Source organism: Nitrospira sp. MA-1 (assembly GCA_032139905.1).
Taxonomy (GTDB): domain Bacteria; phylum Nitrospirota; class Nitrospiria; order Nitrospirales; family UBA8639; genus Nitrospira_E.
This window is the reverse complement of sequence record JAQJDB010000006.1, coordinates 1,073,381-1,093,675: the sequence shown is the minus strand read 5'-3', so window position 1 is coordinate 1,093,675 and position 20,295 is coordinate 1,073,381. Positions and strand designations below refer to the sequence as shown.

15 protein-coding genes are annotated in these 20,295 nt (G+C 52.7%); 11 read left to right on the top strand and 4 right to left on the bottom strand.

Annotated features, from left to right (window positions below; all coding sequences use genetic code 11):
• The first annotated feature begins 408 nt into the window (after positions 1-408).
• The 4 genes from PJI16_12090 to PJI16_12075 are packed head-to-tail and all read left to right on the top strand — an operon-like array spanning position 409 to position 3,602.
• Positions 409-1,053, top strand: a complete 645-nt coding sequence (locus tag PJI16_12090) for a hypothetical protein (GenBank protein ID MDT3778298.1) — start codon at positions 409-411, stop codon at positions 1,051-1,053.
• A complete protein-coding gene (locus PJI16_12085) occupies positions 1,053-2,288 on the top strand; it encodes a L,D-transpeptidase (protein MDT3778297.1) in 1,236 nt (411 codons plus the stop codon). The genes PJI16_12090 and PJI16_12085 overlap by 1 nt, the downstream gene beginning before the upstream one ends.
• Positions 2,289-2,301: 13 nt before the next feature.
• Positions 2,302-2,928: a L,D-transpeptidase gene (locus PJI16_12080; GenBank protein ID MDT3778296.1), complete on the top strand. Its 627-nt coding sequence runs from the start codon at positions 2,302-2,304 to the stop codon at positions 2,926-2,928.
• The gene (locus tag PJI16_12075) at positions 2,925-3,602 is read left to right on the top strand and encodes a hypothetical protein (GenBank protein ID MDT3778295.1); all 678 of its coding nucleotides are present in this window, start codon (positions 2,925-2,927) and stop codon (positions 3,600-3,602) included. The genes PJI16_12080 and PJI16_12075 overlap by 4 nt, the downstream gene beginning before the upstream one ends.
• A 287-nt stretch (positions 3,603-3,889) precedes the next feature.
• On the opposite strand, the gene PJI16_12070 is transcribed toward PJI16_12075, so the two are convergent.
• Positions 3,890-4,585 carry an arginine N-succinyltransferase gene (locus PJI16_12070; protein MDT3778294.1) on the bottom strand — a complete coding sequence of 232 codons (696 nt, stop codon included), beginning with the start codon at positions 4,583-4,585 and terminating at the stop codon, positions 3,890-3,892.
• Between the two features lie 227 nt (positions 4,586-4,812).
• Between PJI16_12070 and PJI16_12065 the strand changes: the two genes are divergently transcribed.
• Positions 4,813-5,631, top strand: coding sequence for a M48 family metallopeptidase (locus PJI16_12065; protein ID MDT3778293.1), 819 nt, complete (start codon positions 4,813-4,815; stop codon positions 5,629-5,631).
• A gap of 358 nt (positions 5,632-5,989) precedes the next feature.
• Here PJI16_12065 and PJI16_12060 read toward each other — a convergent pair whose 3' ends face one another.
• On the bottom strand, positions 5,990-6,355 hold the full coding sequence (locus PJI16_12060) for a hypothetical protein (GenBank protein ID MDT3778292.1): 366 nt from the start codon (positions 6,353-6,355) through the stop codon (positions 5,990-5,992).
• Between the two features lie 199 nt (positions 6,356-6,554).
• On the opposite strand from PJI16_12060, the gene PJI16_12055 reads away from it, so the two are divergent.
• Genes PJI16_12055 through PJI16_12040 form a run of 4 tightly spaced genes read left to right on the top strand, consistent with a single transcriptional unit; the run spans position 6,555 to position 13,513 of the window.
• Entirely contained in the window at positions 6,555-9,098 is a 2,544-nt protein-coding gene (locus PJI16_12055) for a DEAD/DEAH box helicase family protein (GenBank protein ID MDT3778291.1), read from the top strand.
• A gap of 14 nt (positions 9,099-9,112) precedes the next feature.
• Complete coding sequence (locus PJI16_12050) at positions 9,113-9,934, top strand: KilA-N domain-containing protein (protein ID MDT3778290.1); 822 nt, start codon at positions 9,113-9,115, stop codon at positions 9,932-9,934.
• Complete coding sequence (locus PJI16_12045) at positions 9,934-12,516, top strand: N-6 DNA methylase (GenBank protein ID MDT3778289.1); 2,583 nt, start codon at positions 9,934-9,936, stop codon at positions 12,514-12,516. The genes PJI16_12050 and PJI16_12045 overlap by 1 nt, the downstream gene beginning before the upstream one ends.
• 4 nt (positions 12,517-12,520) lie before the next feature.
• Entirely contained in the window at positions 12,521-13,513 is a 993-nt protein-coding gene (locus PJI16_12040; GenBank protein MDT3778288.1) for a DUF3644 domain-containing protein, read from the top strand.
• Between the two features lie 204 nt (positions 13,514-13,717).
• Here PJI16_12040 and PJI16_12035 read toward each other — a convergent pair whose 3' ends face one another.
• Positions 13,718-13,888 carry a hypothetical protein gene (locus PJI16_12035; protein ID MDT3778287.1) on the bottom strand — a complete coding sequence of 57 codons (171 nt, stop codon included), beginning with the start codon at positions 13,886-13,888 and terminating at the stop codon, positions 13,718-13,720.
• A 240-nt stretch (positions 13,889-14,128) separates the two neighbouring features.
• Between PJI16_12035 and PJI16_12030 the strand changes: the two genes are divergently transcribed.
• Complete coding sequence (locus PJI16_12030) at positions 14,129-17,563, top strand: TM0106 family RecB-like putative nuclease (protein ID MDT3778286.1); 3,435 nt, start codon at positions 14,129-14,131, stop codon at positions 17,561-17,563.
• Positions 17,564-17,754: 191 nt separating this feature from the next.
• Here the strand turns inward: PJI16_12030 and PJI16_12025 are convergent, their stop codons facing one another.
• Positions 17,755-18,642, bottom strand: a complete 888-nt coding sequence (locus tag PJI16_12025; GenBank protein ID MDT3778285.1) for a fatty acid desaturase — start codon at positions 18,640-18,642, stop codon at positions 17,755-17,757.
• A 514-nt stretch (positions 18,643-19,156) separates the two neighbouring features.
• Between PJI16_12025 and PJI16_12020 the strand changes: the two genes are divergently transcribed.
• Entirely contained in the window at positions 19,157-20,086 is a 930-nt protein-coding gene (locus PJI16_12020) for a hypothetical protein (GenBank protein ID MDT3778284.1), read from the top strand.
• Positions 20,087-20,295: the final 209 nt, after the last annotated feature.

Sequence of the window (20,295 nt, the reverse complement as noted above, 5' to 3'; positions counted from 1 at the left end):
CTGCAACACGGATCAAAAACTGGCATTACCTTTGCTTTTATATCTCCGAATAGTAAGCCATGACGGCTTACCTAACCTTCAAAGGAGGTGCTACTGTGAGCCAATCCAATCAAAAAGATCCCAAAAAGGGTATGCCAATCGGGAAACCGACTGCCGCTCCCAGCCCTGCTAAACCACAGCAAAATCCGCCCAAAAAGCCATTCGGCAAATAGGTATCCTGACGATCCCCACGACCTGCAACTCCCGACCTTTTACCATTGAGGAAAAGGCCCTACCTGTTCAGGTTTTGATGCGGGCGAACGACAAGAGGGGCCGGAACGTTTCGGCCCCTCTTCCTCTTCATGAAGAACGACCTTCCCGATGTCAAAGAATGCTCCAATAATCGTGACAGAAAGACTTCAACTCAACATGGCTGTATGGAAATCCACCAGTCAACGCAGCCCTCGACAGGTTAACCTTCTCCACTACACCCAGGCACTTTTTCTGCTCTGGCTGCTCATAGCCGGTTGCGCAGAACCACCTCTCTCCCAATGGAACGCAGCCACGCAAGCCCTTGAAGACGCGAGAATGTCAGAAGCCGAACAGTACGCGATTGAGAGATTCACTGAAGCAGAAACGGGGTATCAACAGGTCAAGCAAAATCTGGATCAACAGGGAGATCGGATACCGCTCTTTCGAAATTATGATCCTGCGATCACGATATTGTCAGAAGTTTTCGACGATGCGACCCAAGCCAAAATGGAAGCCATCGCCAATAAAAGAGAGAGTAAAGCGAATGCCGAGGTGGCTCTCGCCTTTGCCAAACAGCATCTTCAAGACGTTCGTGCCCTTCTGACAGAAGTGTCCACTCCCGCATCTGATCACGGGAAGCTGGACCAACTTCTCCAAGCCTTTCAGGATACCGAAAGGCTCCTCGCCGAAATCGACTCCATTATGGCCCAGGAACAATTCATCGACGTGATGATCACCTCCCATTCCGTAGAATCTTTTTCCACCCGACTTCAAGCCCGGATTATCTCTCTCAAACGGCTTCCCGCAAAGCAACAGGCCTGATGAGAGAGAACACATTGATCACTCCGCCCACCTGTTTTCAGTCGGCCTGGCGTCGGCGCTGGATCATCACGTTCATACTGGTCCTGCTTCCAGCCTTGGCGTATGCCTGGTGGGGGCACACAGGGAAGCCCGAGACCTTTCCCCCTCTGATCGAGGATCTGGACCGACAAGCCCGGGCCAACGGCGCAGAGGCCTTATTTCCTGATCGTTACCAACAATTTCATCACCAGGTGATTGAACTCCGTTCCCAATGGCGGAGGGAGGCCAATTACTGGTGGACAAACGGCGATGAAGCGACCTTCAACCAGCAGTATCAACAACTGGTGGAAGAAGGCTCTCTGCTGATCCAAGCTTCGCGCCAGAAAGTGTCAGCGCTTCACACGGAGGTCAAGGAACTCCTTCAACCCGAACAAGCTCATCTCACACGATTACGTGAACTGTCCCACCTGTTCGATCTGGAAGACGACATGTTTGCGCTTTCCCTGGCAGAGGGACTGTTACAAGAAAGTATCTTGCGATTAGAGCAGGGACAATACCGGCAGGCACGGGCAGCCGGAGAAAAGGCCCTTGAGCATCTTCGCCGCGTGGAACCCCACGTACTGGCTCAGATGAATCGCTACAGAAATGATGCCCAGATTACCCTCTGGGAACAATGGGTCACGGACACCATTCAACGATCAACCGGGACAGCCGGCACAGCGGTCATTGTGCTCAAAGCTCCCCGTCGCCTACTCGTCTACCAACGGGGCCGGATCATTGCCGACTATCCGGCACGCGTGGGGTTTTCAGGATTGGCAGATAAGCTCTACGAGGGAGACGGCGCCACGCCGGAAGGCCAGTTTCATGTGATACACAAAAAAGACGGATCGGGGACCAATTATTATAAGGCCTTATTATTAGATTACCCGACCGTTGCCCATCAAAAGCGCTTCCAGGATGCCCAAGCCAATGGCCTGGTTCCAGCGGATCGATCCATCGGCAGTCTGATTGAAATCCATGGCGAAGGACCTAATAACGAAAATACCACCAGCGGCTGTATTGCCTTGAAGAATTCAACCATGGATGACGTATTTGGTCGGACACAAGTTGGAACGCCTGTCACCATCGTCGGGGCACTGAACCAAGACAATGAGGTCGTGAACTTAGTACGCCGGATGGAAGCGCATATTCAGGAGCGAAATGAACGCTGGCACACCCTCCCCACATTTGCGGCCTCATTCACCGACATAGAATAGAATGTCATTCTTCATGACCCCCCACTCACACCTGACGCTTCTGCTGAGCCTACTCGTCCTGCTGACAACGACACTTGGGGCCTCACGCCCCCCCGCCCCCAAACGCACTACAACCGTGGTCCCGGTGGCGGCGCACCCCCAGGAAGAAAACATCCCGTTTTATCCTTCCGCTCCCCGCCTCCTCGCCACGGCGCCCAAGGGCCTGTACCTCGTGGTCGATACGGCCCAAAATCGGGTGTCCCTTCGAAAGGGCAATCGAATCCTCTACAGTGCCGTAGCCTCAACCGGCAGTGGAGCGCGGTTACAAGATCCTCGCAATCCCGGCAACGGATGGGTATTCGATACTCCGCGTGGGGTCTTTACCATTTCCAGCAAAATTAAAAACCCGGCCTGGAACAAACCCGACTGGGCCTTCATTGAAGAAGGGCAACCCATTCCAACTAAACCCAAAGACCGGATTGAAACCGGGGTGCTCGGCGACTATGCCCTCGGCTTCGGCAATGGCTATTTCATCCATGGCACGCTGTACACGCGAACGCTGGGCACCAACGTCACCCATGGCTGCATCCGACTTGGCGATGAACCGCTTGAATATGTCTTTCACCACGTGCCCCTTGGCACCACCCTGATCATCTATTGAACCCGCTCAAAGCTTCCTTCAACCCCTGGCCGCTCCAACCCCCCGGTTCCTACCTGGTGGTGACGCTTCTTTTTACCCTTGTCCTGGGAGAAGCCTGTTCTTCTCAGAGCGGGGCTCAACCGAAAACCTCTTCTCATCCCGTTGAACAAGAACTGCAAATGGCACAAACAAAATCTCTCTATGTCATCGTCGATACCGACAAAAACATCGTATTGCTCAAAGCCCGTGGCATTCCCTTGCGGACATTTCCCCTCACCCGCGCCGAGTGGATCGGAGACCCGTTCTCCCACTCAACCGTGCTTCATCTCAAGACGAAAGACCCATCGGTCTCACCCCTGCCCATTTCCCCGCCATCAGATTCTTCTCCGGACTCTCCGCCGGTAGATCCCATCACTCCGTTAACCGTCAACAATATGCCCAATCGCTATGAGCTCATCTTTCAAGAATCCGTGACTATTTTGGTACAACCGTCTCACCTTCCCTCTTTTTGGGCAAACATGGGACACCAGATAGCCGGCTGGGGGCGACGGGTCACAGCCAGAATAGGCACCTGGGGCGGGTCCCACCAATACCTGGTGCTCTCACTTGATCCTGTGGAAGCCCAGGCTCTGTATTGGGCGGCCATCCCGCCTATGACGTGTCTGGTGATTCCGGGAAACCCCACAGCCCCATAAAACCAGACCCCGGCAGTGAACAGAAAGAGGGGTAGGACCATCTGAAGGATCAACGAGGGATTACAAAACAACAAGGGAGACGGGGACCTAAAACAACAACCGGAGAACAGGAACTCCAGGCAGGCAGGACGCACTTCGATTCAAACCACTGAATATGATCAGCGCCGGGTAGGAAAATCCCCTTCGTATGGATCGACACGAAAGACGGAGAGGGTACGTTACCGGGATGCTTGAAAATCAAGCCTGTTCCAGACGAATGAATAGGCTTGAACTCGGGATGGGGACGGCTATTCTTTCAACATCACATACAATTGACCATCCTGAACTTTCATATCCTTCACCCCCTTCGAAAATTGATCCCAAAACCCGCCTGAGCCGCCAAATTCTTCCACCAGGTTGGTATTTTTGATATCTCCCCACCAGGCACTGGGAAGCGGAATTCCACCTAAACTAATCCCGCGCATCGCCACCACCGGCTTTCCATCGGCATAACTCAGCGCCAATCCAAAATTGACCTTCAACATCCTTCCACCCACAAGGGGCATCTCGTGTTTTACCGGGACCACAAGTTGGACACTCAGGAGATCATCCGACATATCAACAGCCATATGTCTGGCCATATACGAATCGGTGGCAATCAAGGCATTCACCTCCCGCTCGGTTAACTGAATCTGCCGACTCGCATCCGCTTCAGAATACGGCACCGGCTCAATGGGCAAATTTACCGTGGAGGAAGGAGGTTGGGACATAGATGAAGAAGGGGAATCGGCCGTGTGAAGCAAATGAGCCATTTTGACATTCAGGACCTGCTGTTCCGACTCACCCAATCGGGTCGGCGGAAACATCGCGGCATTCACGTACTGGTTGATCCACAATACAACGCCCAACGCCATGACCAACATCGCAAGCCCGACTACAAGGATAACCTGTTTCCCACTAAACTTTCGCCGTGAAACCACGACTTGGGTTGTCTCAGTATTCATCGCCTCTCCCTTTTCCAGGTGCCCATCCGGCATGGATACATGCATCTCATGATTATCAACGCTAGCCTCGCCTGGCTTGTTTGCAGTAAGCTTTCACTGCCTTCCCATGTATTCTACCGCAAAAATTTATTAGCGATACTGCTTGATTAAGCCCCCGGAGAACACAGGCGATGCGCTTCGGATTATTTGGGAGAAATAGGGGAATAGGTGGACAACCCCGTGCACGCATGAGTTGGAAAATGCGGCTCATCCCGCTCGTCCTATTCGCGATATACGGACTGTATTTTTACGTCTCGAACCAGGAAACAGTTCCGTTGACCGGCCGTTCCCAATTGGTGGACATGACCCATGAGCAGGAAATGGCCTTAGGGCTGCAATCGTATCAAGAAATCCTCAGCCAGTCCCAAGTCATTCCGGAAGGGCAGGTCGTGGATCTGGTCCGAACCATCGGACGCCGTCTGGCAAATGCGGCAACCGATGTGGATCCCGGATTCGACTGGGAATTTAATGTCATTGAATCTCAACAGGCCAATGCATTTGCCTTACCGGGGGGAAAAACCGCCGTGTATACCGGGCTCATTCCAGTTGCGGAAAACCAAAGCGGGTTGGCCATCGTCATGGGCCATGAAATCGCCCATGCCATCGCGCGTCATGGGGCCGAGCGCATGGCTCATCAAAAATTAGTGCAGATGGGCACCATCGCCGCCACGGTGGCCGTCGGCGATATGGATTACGACACACAGAGAATGGTCATGGGCGCATTAGGAGTGGGTGCTCAATATGGTGTGCTCCTCCCCTTTTCCCGTGACCATGAATCAGAAGCCGATTATATGGGCCTGCTGTTTGTGGCCCGTGCCTGCTTCGATCCGACCGAAGCTCCAAAACTCTGGGAGCGCATGGGAGAAATGAGTCAAGGGAAACAACCGGCCGAATTCATGTCCACCCATCCCAGCCACGGGACCCGCATCAAACAATTTCAGGAATGGATGCCCGAAGCCCTCGCCCTTCGCGAACAACATTGTGGCAACCCGCCCCCCTCCTCGTAAAAATATACTATCGAAATATTCAAAATTCTTACGCCTCACTTCTTTCTTCGGCACGACGCCTGCTCCCTGGCCCTTGGGCGGACGCTCTCATCCACCGGCAGCCCCTGTTCGAGCCCTTCGACCTGGCTCAGGGCAGGCTCCGTGAGTTGGGCGGCTCTCCCCAAGTTCGCGTCCGGCCTCTCCGATCTTCCCAGGGAGGGCGTCACGGGTTTTGGCTACTTTTGCCCGACCAAAAGTAGCTCGGCTGCCGGGCCGAAACCCGGCAACCCTCGAATATGCAAATCACACCCAGGTAATAAAAGGAGGGGGCTCAAACTTGTTGGCAATTATTCAGAAATACTTTTAGGTGAAGGAAGAACTAGGCGTTAAAAAATTGAAGAGCCTCCGCAAACCTCCGATAGTCTCGCTGGTCAATTTTTCCGCTGTCGAGGGGGAGCGACACCCGAGGCAACACGGATTGAATCAAACTTCTATACGTGGTGAACCACTGGCAAGCTTTCTGATAGGCGTCCTGCACCTCAGGGTGATCCTGCCAGGGTTTGAGGTCGAGTTGATCGTTAAAAAGTATTTCCAACCAGAACAACCGTCTGGCCCGAGGGACTTGCAGAATGGCCTCAACAGTATCCAAACCCGTATAGGCTGGTAAAATTTTAAGGCCATGAGATGAGGAAGGAGTTGAATAATTCTGCATACCAGCGAGTGTAAGCCAATAAGACCTTTCCATCAAGCTCAAACCCTGCTTCCCGTTGCAGAATGACTACGAGTTTCCTCCTTCTTTAAATCAAGTTCTGGAATAAGAAAAATGCTTGACATCGTAAGGGGTTACGTCTAATTTCCGTTGCACATGCCGCCTACAATTCCCCCATTCCAAGTATCAACGTTAAGTGACACGCTTGATCGGCTCCACTGAGCCAGGAATCATCATGTCCGCCAAGGAAGCCACAGCCAGGATTAAAATCAACAGGCTGCTTGACGGCGCAGGCTGGCGCTTCTTCGCCGATGGCAATGCCCCAGCCAACATCCGCCTTGAACCCAGCGTCACGATCAAAACGACCGATCTCGACGCGTTAGGTAACAATTTCGAAAAAACGACCAAAGGCTACATTGACTTTCTGCTCCTGGACGCCAGAAATTATCCGCTCATTGTTCTTGAGGCCAAGTCCGAAGATAAAAACCCGTTGGTTGGCAAAGAGCAGGCTCGCACATATGCCCGTTCTCAGAATTGCCGCTTCATCATCCTCTCGAATGGAAACCTGCATTACTTCTGGGATCTTGAAAGAGGCAACCCCTACCTCATCACCTCGTTCCCGACCCCGGGCTCGGTGGTTGGCTATCAAAAAATCACGCCTAACCCACAGCGCCTGATCGATGAGCAAGTTGGGGACGACTACATTGTCCTCACCCAACGCCCGACCTATGCATCCGAAGCGGCCTGGAAAAACGAACCCGAACGAACTGGTTACATACAAACCAACAAACTGCGATTCCTACGCCCTTATCAGTTGAAGGCCGTGCATGCATTACAACGGGCTGTCAAAGACGGAAAAGATCGCTTCCTTTTCGAGATGGCCACGGGCACAGGCAAAACGCTCATTGCCGCCGCCGTCATTAAGCTGTTTCTCCGGTCCGGCAATGCCCATCGCGTGCTCTTTCTCGTCGATAGACTCGAACTGGAGGACCAGGCGAAAAAGGCCTTTGTGGGGCTACTCTCCTCAGACTTCAAAACGGATATCTACAAAGAAAGCCGCGACGACTGGCGACGCGCCGAAGTGGTCGTCACCACGGTGCAGTCCTTGCTGTTCAACAACAAATATCAGAGGCTCTTCTCTCCAACCGACTTCGATTTAGTGATCTCCGACGAAGCGCACCGCTCGATTGGCGGGAATGCCCGCGCCGTGTTCGACTATTTCATTGGCTACAAACTTGGCCTGACCGCCACACCCCGTGACTACCTGAAGCGGTTCGACCAGAGCAGCCCAACCACGCGGGATCCGCGTGAGGCAGAGCGACGTTTGCTGCTGGATACCTACCGGACCTTCGGGTGCGAAAATAGCCAGCCCACCTTTCGCTACTCCTTGCTAGATGGGGTGAAGGAGGGTTTCCTGATCAATCCCATCGTGGTGGATGCGCGGACGGTCGTCACAACCGAGCTGCTTTCCAAAGAGGGATTCGTGGTTTCCATGAACGACGATACAGGGGAGGATCAGCAGGAAGCCTTTAAGCAACGTGAGTTCGAGAAACAGTTCTTTTCCAAGTCCACCAACCAACTCTTTTGCAAGACCTTCCTAGATAATGCCCTTCGCGATCCGGTCAGCGGTGAAATCGGCAAGTCCATCATTTTTGCTGTCAGTCAGAATCACGCGGCCAAACTGGCGCAGATTTTCAATGAGATCGCCGACCGCATGTTTCCGGGCATGTATCAGTCGGACTTCGCCGTCCAGGTGACGTCGCAGATACCGGATGCCCAACAGTTCACGATCAACTTCACCAACAATAACTTGCTCGGTTCGGCCAACGTTCTACCCAGCTACAAAACCAGCAAAGCCAGAGTCTGCGTGACAGTCGGCATGATGACAACCGGATATGACTGCCCGGACATTCTCAACCTCGGCCTGTTTCGGCCTATCTTTTCTCCCACGGATTTCATCCAAATTAAAGGGCGTGGCACCCGTAAGCATAACTTCCTGGAGCAGCTTTTCGACGACACCATCAAAGAAGGAGTTAAGGAACCAAATAAGACGTCGTATAAGCTCTTCGACTTCTTCGCTAATTGCGAATACTTTGAGGAGGAATACAACTACGATGAAGTCATAAAGCTGCCCAAACCTACTCGTGGAAGAAGTGATGGTGAAGGAGAGGGAACTGACCCGGTCGTGGTGGGAGGCACCTACGAGCACCTGGGGCAAGACATCCTCTCCACCATTAAAGAAGAGAAAATCAATGAATACGGCATGAGAATCGACCGCATGTTCTTTGAGAGGTTTGGAGACTCTATGCGCGAGAACGAAAACATTGCGCAAGCCGTCGAGGCTGGACAATGGGATAGAGTCATCGACTACGTCAACCGGGAGGTCTTCGATAAACCCGAGGAATACTACAACCTCGACAAGCTGCGCAAAGCTGCCGCAGTGGATCGCCGCCTCACGCTGCGCGAGATTCTGGAAAAAATATTTGGCCTCATCCCACGGTTCAAATCCAAGGACGAACTTTTGGAAGAGGAATTCGCCAAGTTCGTCGCCGACCACAAGCCGGACAAAGCCGAAGCCATTTCAGCCATCAAAAACTATTTCAAAGCCTATGTCAGTAGCAACCAGATTCGCTCCATTATTGAAAATCGACATTTCACGGACCTGGCCACCAATGCGGTCTTCTCCACACGCGACTATAAGGCGGTGCCGGAGAAATATCGCGCCCTCATTCCCGAGTACATCAAGGATTACGTCTCCTTGACCCAGTTCGTCGCCTGAAAGAAAATAGGAAAATGAGCAAATCCAAGAAAACAAGCATTGATGTCCTCGGAACGACCATCACTGTCCTTTCGCGCAAGGATGCGGACTATATTTCCTTGACGGATATGTTGAAGGCGAAAGACGGCGAATTTTTCATCTCGGACTGGCTAAGAAATCGCAACACCGTTGAGTTTCTCGGTATCTGGGAACGCGTCCACAACCCCGACTTTAATTATGGCGAATTCGCCATAATTAAAAGCCAAGCAGGTCTGAACAGCTACAAAATCAGTGTCAAGGAATGGGTCGCCAAGACCAACGCCGTCGGCCTTCGAGCCACGGCCGGAAGATACGGTGGGACCTTTGCACACAAGGACATTGCCTTTGAATTCGGCATGTGGATCAGTCCGGAATTCAAGATCTACCTTATCAAGGAGTTCCAGAGGCTCAAGGAAGAGGAGAGCAATCGGCTCAAGCTGGAGTGGAATCTGCAACGGACCCTCTCGAAGATCAACTATCGCATCCATACGGATGCCATCAAGGAAACCCTGCTCCCGGCCATCGTCACGAGTAAGCAGACATCTCTTGTCTATGCCAATGAGGCCGATCTGCTCAACGTCGCACTATTCGGGAAAACAGCAAAGGAATGGCGCACACGGCATTCGAATACCCAGGGCAATATTCGTGACCAGGCCACATTGGAGCAGTTGGTCGTTCTGACCAATCTGGAAAGCCTCAACGCAGTCCTTATCCGCCAAAGGCTTCCCCAATCCGAGCGCCTCGTCAAATTAAACCAGATTGCGATCACCCAAATGGGGTCATTGCTCTCCAGTCCCGCAATGAAAAATATGAAATAATGTTAGACACCGACACCAAACGCCGAATCGATACCGCCCGCGACATTCTCGTGGGCAAAGTGCCAGACCCCAAAAGCCAGGTCGAGCAGATCACCATCGCGCTCATCTATAAATTCATGGACGACATGGATGCCGAGAGCGAAGAGTTCGGGGGAAAGCGCAAGTTCTTCGCCAGAGAGTTTGCGCGCTACGGTTGGGCCAAACTCATGCGCTCCGGCCTAGGCGGGCACGAAATCTTGACCCTTTACGCTGAGGCCATCGCCAAGATGCCGGAGAACCCCGGCATTCCGACTCTATTTCGCGACATCTTCAAGAACGCCTACCTGCCCTATCGTGACCCGGAAACCCTGCGTGCCTTTCTTAAGATCATCGATGAGTTCGCCTACGACCACTCCGAGCGCTTAGGGGACGCCTATGAGTATTTGCTTTCTGTCCTCGGCTCCCAGGGAGATGCCGGACAGTTCCGCACGCCGAGGCACATCATCGACTTCATCGTCGCCATCCTCGATCCGAAGAAGACCGAGACGGTGCTCGATCCAGCCTGCGGCACCGCTGGATTTCTCATCTCGTCCTACAAGCACATCCTCAAAGCAAACAGCTCACCGGAAGGTATCGAACCGAACGGGAGCAAGATAAGCGGGGAAGAAGCACTCCATACTTCCAAAATTCCCCCCGCCAAGGGCGACCTGCTGACCCCGGATGAAAAGGGTCGCCTGGCCACCAACTTTAAGGGGTACGACATCTCACCAGATATGGTGCGCCTGTCCCTGGTGAATCTCTACCTGCACGGCTTCACCGACCCACACATCGTCGAATACGACACGCTCACCAGCCAGGACCGATGGAACGAGTATGCCGACGTCATTCTCGCCAACCCGCCCTTCATGTCACCAAAAGGAGGCATCAAGCCGCACAACCGTTTTTCGGTGCAATCCAAGCGAAGCGAAGTGCTATTCGTGGACTACATGGCGGAGCACCTCACGCCCACTGGCCGTGCTGGCATCATTGTGCCCGAGGGTATCATTTTCCAGAGCCAAAATGCCTATACCCAACTACGCAAGATGCTGGTCGAGGAATACCTGGTTGCCGTCATCTCACTTCCAGCAGGAGTCTTCAATCCTTACTCTGGTGTGAAGACCTCGATCCTCATCCTCGACAAGTCCCTGGCAAAGAAGACAAACACCATCGCCTTCTTCAAAATCGAGAACGATGGCTTTGGGCTTGGCGCCCAGCGGCGTCGCTTTGATAAAGACGACTTACCACAAGCCCTAGTGGAACTCAATGAATACTTGCGTCGCTTGCGGGAACAAGGCCTGGTTGAAAACTTTCAAACTACCCTTGGCTTGATCGTTGGGAAGGAAAAGATCGCCGAAAACGGCGACTACAACCTGAGTGGGGAGCGGTATCGAGAGAGGGGGGTCTTGAATCAAAAGTGGCCACAGGTGGAACTCGGCACCATCTGCAAACCGGAATACGGATTCACGGCGAGCGCCGAGGAAAAAGGTGATGCACGGTTTGTGAGGATCACTGACATCGCTCCAGATGGGCGAATCAGGAAAGACGAACCCAAGTTCATCAAGCTTACTCAGGATTCCGAGCCGTATCTGTTAAAAAAAGGCGACCTCCTCGTTGCGAGAACTGGTGCCACCTTCGGCAAAACGATGCTGTTCGACGAAGAATATCCGGCAGTCTTCGCGTCCTACCTGATTCGCCTCAGATTTCCACAGGATAGCCTTTTGCCTGATTTCTACTGGTCGTTCGCTCAATCAGAAAAGTATTGGGAACAGGCGCGAAACCTTACGACCGGCGGCGGACAGCCACAGTTCAACGGCAACGCGCTCACTCAAATTAAAATCCCCCTGCCGCCGCTGGAGGTGCAGAAGGAGATCGTGGCGGAGATCGAGGGCTACCAGAAAGTCATCGACGGCGCCCGCGCCGTCCTCGACAACTACCGCCCCCACATCCCCATCCACCCCGACTGGCCGATGGTTAATCTTGGTGAGCACTTCTCAACCTCAAGTGGTGGCACCCCATCGACGGAGGAACCAATTTATTGGATAGGTGAGATTCCGTGGGTCTCACCGAAGGACATGAAATCAGATGTTATTGTCGATACCGCAGACCACATCTCGGAGAAGGCGATAGCCGGAAGTTCCACGAAGTTGTTTCCTGCCAAAACAGTTGTTTGCGTGGTGCGATCAGGCATACTCAAACACTCATTCCCTGTGGCCATCCTTTCGCGGCCTATGTGCATCAATCAGGATTTGATCGCGTTCCTACCAAAAGACAGGGCAATGAGCCCAGATTTTTTGTTTTATGTGCTCAAAACAAAATCTGCTTCCATCCTCGCAGAAGGCATTAAGCCGGGCGTTACGGTTCAAAGTTTCTCCAACGGCTTCTTTAAAGAATACAAAATCCCCCTCCCACCCTTCGCCACACAACAAGCCATCGTGGCCGAGATCGAAGCAGAGCAAGCACTGGTCGCCGCCAACCGCCAACTGATCGAACGCTTCGAGCAAAAGATCCAAGCCACCCTCGCCCGCATCTGGGGGGAAGAACCAGCTACCTCATCGGAGGAATAGGATTGTGAAGGGTCATCGAGGAAACCCAGGGCTTAAAGGACGATTGGTTGATAAGAGTGTAGAGGCATACATCCACGCCTTAGAAACCATCAACAGGCTTTCCATCAAATACCGGCTCGAAACGTTCTGTTACTTGATCTGCAATGCTTGGGAATTGTTACTCAAAGCAAAGATATTGGAGGACACAGGGAAGCAAAACTCTATCTATTACAAAAAGAAACGAGGACTTCCGAAACGTTCGCTTTCTTTGCGAGACTGTCTGGAAAAGATCATCCCCGAGCAAGAAATCCCTGAGCGGAGAAATATTGAACGCATTGCTGACCTGCGAGATGAAACGGTTCACCTTGTGTTCAGCCAGATTCCGCGCGAAGTGCTCTGTCTTTTCCAGGCAAGCGTAATCAACTACCACAACCGCCTGAATGGCTGGTTCGAAGTTTCGCTTTCCGATCGAGTGCCGGTAGGAATGATGAGCCTGGTTTACGATCTTTGCCCGGAGCAAAGCGACCTGACCGACAAACGACTTCGTCGAGAGTTAGGCCGGGATACCGCAGAATTTCTCACCCGCTACTGCTCGCAAATCAAACATGAATTCGACTCCCTCCAACGGCCTTCACAATTTTCAATCGGTATCGAATATCGCCTAGTACTGACAAAAAATCAAAATGATGCAGATATTGTGCTTTCGACGGGAACGGAAAGCGGTGATTCCGTCAGGATTATTGAAGTCCCCAAAGACCCCAGCAAGTCCCACCCGTTCCGGCAAAAAGAAATAATTGAACAGATGAAAACAAGGGTTCCAGGATTGCAGATCAATCAACACGGCATCCAATGCGTAAGTAAAGTGTATGGCATCAAAAAACGTTCGGAATATTTTTACAAAGGAAAAATTAAGGGATCTCCGACCCAATATAGCCCAGCTTTTATTGACTGGTTGGTACATCAATACAGCAAAGACAAGGCCTTCTTCACCAAAGCCAAGGCAAAAGCGAAAGGATAATCTATGGAAGGAGCCTCCGAACTCGGAAACTACCTACCGCTCTCCTCCAAGACCCCAAAGGAGCAGGAGTATATCGCCTTCCTGTGGGATGTTTCCGAGACGAACAAAATCCCCTGAAAGGCACCAATTTTGGTAATCCTTTTATCAGCACTTTCTGTAAAAAATTGACAGCGAATCCCATTAGATTTCTTTGCTCACGGTTCGTCACTTGTTGCCTTCCGTCTTTCGAGTGATGATTTGAACAAGCTTGAGTAACACCGTTAGGATCAGCTGAATGGTAAGCGATTGAGGCACGCAGGCCTGGGCGCCTATGGCATCATGAAGATGAAGATGGACCTCGCCGAACTTTAAATGCTTCACCTGGATACAGATCATTCGTCATGGACTCAGGATGACAACTTGGGGAAGGGCGAACTGAGACAGCAGGTGTTGCCCTAAAGCCTGAAATGATTAATTCCAATTTTTGTAGATGATGACTTCCTTGAAGATTCCCGCACCAATGCTTAAGATATGGGCGTTCCCATCGCACGGTTTCATGTATCCGTTCTTCCTCGTCATTCTCCCGGACTGTCCTGACGACCACTGTAACCCGCAAACTGAATTTGTTCCCTGCATATGAAGAAAGATCTCTCAGGGCAACTGGTGTTCTCGCCGAGCGACCTTATTCGCTATCTGGGCTCACCGTTTGCATCATGGATGGACCGATATTTTTTGGAAAACCCCGGCGCCGTTGCGCCTGATGAGGATACCGAGGATGGACAACTGATTGCACAGACCGGCGCGCAGCACGAGCGCGAGGTGCTCGATGAGTTCAAATCATCCGGTGCCAACGTGGTCGAGATTTCAAAGTCCGATCCGGTCATTGCCCGAACAACAACCCTCTCCGCAATCAGCTCAAAAGTCCCCATTATCTATCAGGCGTTTTTGGAGCATGAGCCGTTCGCCGGGTTTGCGGACTTTCTTCTGCTCGAGGAATCGGGACAGTATCAGGTGTGGGACACGAAGCTGGCCCGCTCGCCTAAGCCGTATTATGCGATTCAGCTGTGTTGCTATTCGGACTTGCTCGCCGCCGTCACCGACGCTCCAATGCCCGAACAGTTCGGACTCATCCTCGGCACTCAGGAACGAGTTCAGTTTCGCATCGAGGACTTCATTCATTACTACCGTCGCATCACGGCGAATTTCCTGACCATGCAGAACGGTTTCACCGGGAACATCACGGATCGCCCTGAACCCCTTCCCCGAGCCGATCACGGCCGGTGGACTTCCCATGCCGAAAAATTTTTCCACGACACGGACCACCTTGTGCAGGTGGCGGGAATCACCGTGGGCCAGATCAAGAAGCTGAAGAAGGGTGGGATCGCCACAGTCGCCGATCTTTCTGAGGCCTCAGGCACGTCCATTCGCAAACTGGCTGCCGACTCACTGGAAAAACTCGTGGCTCAGGCGCGTCTGCAGTGCCAGACCCGGGCCGACCGCATAGGAAATCCCGATGCCCCGCCCCGCTACGAAGTACTGTCTTCCATTGGGGCGAATGGCGAACCCGTGGGCCTCGCCGCTCTTCCGCCCGATCATCCGACGGATGTCTTCTTCGACATGGAGGGATACCCGCTGGTTGCCGGTGGATTGGAATACCTGTTTGGAATCTGCACCCGGAGCGAACAGTCGGATTCTTTTGAGTTCATGGACTGGTGGGCACACACACGTGAGGAAGAACAGCTCGCTTTCGAAGGCTTCGTGGACTGGGTCTTTAATCGATGGCAGCACAACCCCGGCATGCACATCTACCATTACGCCCCCTACGAAGTCAGCGCAGTTCGGCGGTTGAGCACACGCCACGATACCCGGCAGGACGAGGTGGACGCGCTGCTCCGGAACGAGGTGTTTGTTGATCTCTTTCAAATCGTCCGTCACGGCCTGCGCCTCGGCGAGAACAGCTACTCACTCAAAACCGTCGAACGCCTCTACCGACCGAAACGCGCCACCGAGGTGGCCACCGCGGCTGACTCGATCGTTCAATACGCCAGGTGGATCGAAAGCCAACAGCCGGATGATTGGAATCACAGCCCCATCCTGAAAGATATCCGCGACTACAATCAGGACGATTGCACATCCACGGCAGAGTTGCTGCAGTGGTTACGAAAAGTGATCGTCGAACATCAGATCACTGCGGTGAACCAAAATCCCGACCCGGCTCCTTCGGCCCCAAAAGAATTGCCCCCGGAGGTCGTGGCGCGATTGGAGACCGCTGCACAGCTTCGCACGCAAGGAGATGCTATTTCCCTGATTCTTGCCGATGTGATCGACTTTCATCGCCGGGAAGAAAAGCCCATGTGGTGGCGCATGTTTGACCGCGCCACCGCGACCCCTGAAGAACTCCGCGACGACCAGGCCTGCATCGAGGGGATTCGCGCCGTTGGGCCTCCCGTGCCCGAAAAACTTTCACTTGTACAAGAATATCGTTTCGACCCCTCTCAGGAATGCAAATTGTCTGCGGGGGATAAATCCAAAGTGATGTTCACCCATAACCTGAATGCGAAATTCACACTCGTGGAGTTGGATGTGTCCATCGGAAGACTGGCTCTCAAAATCGGCAAGAAGGGTCTAACCGAGAAATGCGCAGGTATATTCCCTCAGCAGGGGTCACTGCTTCCCGACGAACATGTGTCGCCAACGGCCATTCAGCTTGCGCTGACAGAAGTGGTAGGCAGGCACCTATTGGGAAACCTCGATGCCTCGGTGTCCGCCCTCTTGAACCGAGTGCCACCCGCAACACCTCTGCAACATGCGGACGAAACGCCAACGGATGCGGCCAGCCGGATCGCCGGCTCAATGGCCGGTGGATGCTTAGTCATTCAGGGACCTCCCGGCACGGGAAAAACATTCACAGCTTCACAGGTCATCACCAGATTGCTCGCTTCCGGCAAGAAAGTCGGCGTCGCATCCAACAGCCACAAGGCCGTGATCAATCTTCTCACTGCCTGCGGGGACGCTGTTAAAGGGAGTGGTTCCCAGCTCCACGGACTTAAAGTTGGTGGTGACCCCGATGATCCCTTGTTTAACTGTAACCCCGGCGTGCAATACCTCAAAGACACCGGCACCGCGCACCAGACTTACACCCGTGGCGTGGTCGGCGGAACGGCTTGGCTTTTTACCAGGCCTGAGTGGGAAGGCACACTTGATTTCCTGTTCATTGATGAAGCCGGGCAGGTGGCCCTAGCCAACGCCATGGCGATGGCTCGATGCGCGAAGAACCTTGTGCTTCTAGGTGATCAGATGCAACTCGAACAACCCGTGCAAGGCTCCCATCCCGGCGATGCGGGACTTTCCGTCCTCCAGTATGCGCTCAAGGACATGGAGGTCAGCCAACCCGACTATCCCGTCATGCATGCCGTGGTACCTCCCGACTACGGGCTTTTCCTCGGGGAGTCCCGCCGGATGCATCCGGCCGTCTGCCGTTTCATCTCGGAAAGCATATATGAGGGCCGCCTTGGGTCCCATCCGGATTGCGCCCGGCAGCGGATCAGTGTCCCACCAGGTGCCAACAGCCTCATCACCTGCGAAAGCGGAATCCTCTTCTGTGGGGTGGAGCATGATGGCAACATCCAACAGAGCGATGAAGAGGTTGAACGGGTCACGTCCATGTACCATGAACTCCATGGACGTCTTTACACCGACAAGGATGGCATCACCAAACCATTAGACTTGGATCACTTTCTTTTCATCGCCCCCTACAACGCTCAAGTCCGCGCGCTTCAGGCCGTGCTACCCGACGGCGCACGCGTCGGAAGCGTTGACAAATTTCAAGGGCAGGAAGCTCCCGTCTGCATTCTTTCCCTCTGCTCCAGTTACGGTGAATACGGTTCACGCGGACTGGCCTTCATTCTCGACCGCAACCGGGTGAATGTGGCCATCTCCCGGGCTCAATGTCTTGCCGTGGTCATTGCTGATCCCCGCATCGCCGGCACTCCTCCCGGTTCCCTGGAGGAGATGAAACTCATCAATTTGTTTTGCAAATTGACCATGTATTCACCTCCATGTGCAATATGATCGCTCCGTCACCTAGCGAGGCCCATAAGGGAGTTCCCCCATTTCTGATGTAAGCGTTTGAGACCCGTCGCAGATTGCGCGAGGGCTATACCCTTTCCGGAAGCCTACATACCGCTGGAAGACTGGAATCCTAAATTCTGGATAAGCTTTAACCCTGCCACACGGTTCCCACGATCAGAACCGGCTAGGATTTAAAAGCGTTGGACTTTCCAGACGACATGAATGGTTTCAAGGAAGGTGATGAGGTATCCGGCCGGATCCAAAGACGCCGGTTGGTTCACAGCGGTGCGCTGATGGGCGTGATGGTAGCTATGTAGCCCTTCACCCAAAAAGAGAAGCGTGACTCCCCAATGCATATTTCGCGATTCATCCCGGCTCCCTTCCGTTTTCCCACCGAACATATGACCAAAAGAATTAACCATCCAGGTAAATTGGTGCATGAGGAAAATTCTCAAACACCCGGCCCAGAAGAAAGCCCGAACCGCTTCATCCGAACCTCCCATGGCATACCCAAGCATGGCCGGCACCAAAAACGACGTGGCACAGATCGGCCAATACCACCGGCTGCATCTTCGACTGATCGGATCACTAATCGTATCTTTCGCATAGAGACGGGTATCGGTTGGCCATTCCACAAACATCCATAATAGATGAGCATGCGCGAAACGCTTGAACCCGGAGGTGATCTTATTTTGCCGACTCCAATACGGACTATGAATATCCAATGGCTGATCAGAAAAACGATGATGCCGCCGGTGGTCAGCCACCCATCGATCAATAGGACCTTGCATCGCCCAGGTGCTCAAAATACCCAATAGCCATCGAACCCAAGGACTCGTTTCGAAGGCATGATGAGAGAAATATCGATGCAACCCCACGCTCACCCCGATAAGGTTGAACAGGAAAAACAACAGGAAGAGAAAAACCGTGGAGGAAGTGGGAGCAGAGAAACCAGAAGACAGGAGCCCGATAAGCGTGCCAATAAAAGGGATTCCAATCGACACCCCATTCACGATAGCATTGCGCCTCATGGCCTTTGAATCTGTCATAATGCCCACTTCACTCAATTCCACCCTCATCAGAAACTCCTACCTTCCTCACAAAACAGGTGTCTGTGTCTCTCATTCACCTTGAAAAAATTTGATCCAACATTACAAGAAAGCCATTTGCGTTTTGACGTCAAAAGGAGAAAACCAACCGGAACATGCACCAGCCTTTTACCCCAAGACAATGGGTTGGGGAGTGTAAGGAAATTTTAACTGAACGAGGGCGTCTGACAAGGGGGCATGAGCCTAAAAAGGATATGACCCACAGGAATGGCTCATTCGAAACAACAAGTGAACGGTGGTATTAAACAACCGGAGGCTCTGGCACCTGAATGGTAACCTTGCCGGAAAAGATGCTGTGGGTGTCCGACTTCCTGGAGAAGCATGTCGATGCGAGGCACGACCATGTCTTCCTAAAAAACCTTCCCATTCGTTTCCACGATAAATGAATCCTGAGAAACATCCTCCTTGAGAATGCCCAGTGAAGCCGATTATGGTGGGCAAACATTTTGCCGATACCTTACCTAATTTCTGGTGAAAGGAAGTCGTGCCCAATACCTTAGCCCACATCGGCGTGCAAGGCCTTCTGAATCAGGCGGTCAAACCCGGAATCGATCCCAAACTGGTCTGCATGGGTTGTTTGCTTCCGGACATCCCCTGGATTTTCCAAAGAGTCTTGATGGGATTCCTGCCGGGAAGCGATCCCTACACCATTCGCCTGTATTGTATCGCCCAGGCCTCTTTATTCGTCACGTTGGTCTTATGCGGGGCCTTGGCCTTTCTTACGCGTACACCACGAGCCGTGTTCCTGATTCTCGGGGTCAACGTTCTCCTACATCTCGTGCTTGATGCGCTTCAAACCAAATGGGCCAATGGCGTCCATCTCTTTGCTCCACTGTCATGGGACTTATGGAATGTGGGGTTATTTTGGCCGGAAAGTCTTCCAACCTATATCATGACCGCGGGTGGCTTATTTTATATCGGATGGCAATGGCGAAAGGGGATCTCACAGCCTCTCCCAATTTCGCTTCTGTCTCCGTTCAAATTGGCGATATCGGCGTCGTTACTCATACTCTATTTCGCACTGCCCTTTGTCCTGTTAGAAGGACCGCGAAACGCCAATAACCATTTCGTCCGAACACTTGAGGAAACGGAGAATCGCCCAGGACATCTTCTGGAACTGGATCGGTCATTCTATCTGAAAACCCCCTCAGAAGATTTGATTGGCCTATTCAATGGTGAACAAATCGGCACCACGCAACAGATTCTGGATCACTCCGCTACCGTCTCGGTTCGTGGGCGGTTTGTCACACCCACCAAACTGGACGTTCTTGAATTTCATGAACATTCCAGTTGGTTCCGTGATACGGGTAGTTACCTGGGTATCCTTCTCCTGTTTGGCATGTGGGTGGGGGCATTCCTGAAACAAGGCATGTTCCCCTATTCACACAAATTCAAAAAATTTTCAAACACGTAACAAACCGTAGATACCCAAACCATCCAGGAGGGATACCGCTAAGTAGGAAGGCGAGAAAGGTCATCCAACTGCCAGCCAAACGGGGATATTCTCCCAAGCCAGGCCGGATTTCGGTCGAAGTTTTGAAACCAGCCATAATTTTTTAAGACCCGCTTCACTAATTTCCATTTTTCACCCGCCGAATCACCCCATCACTTCTCTGAGTTTAA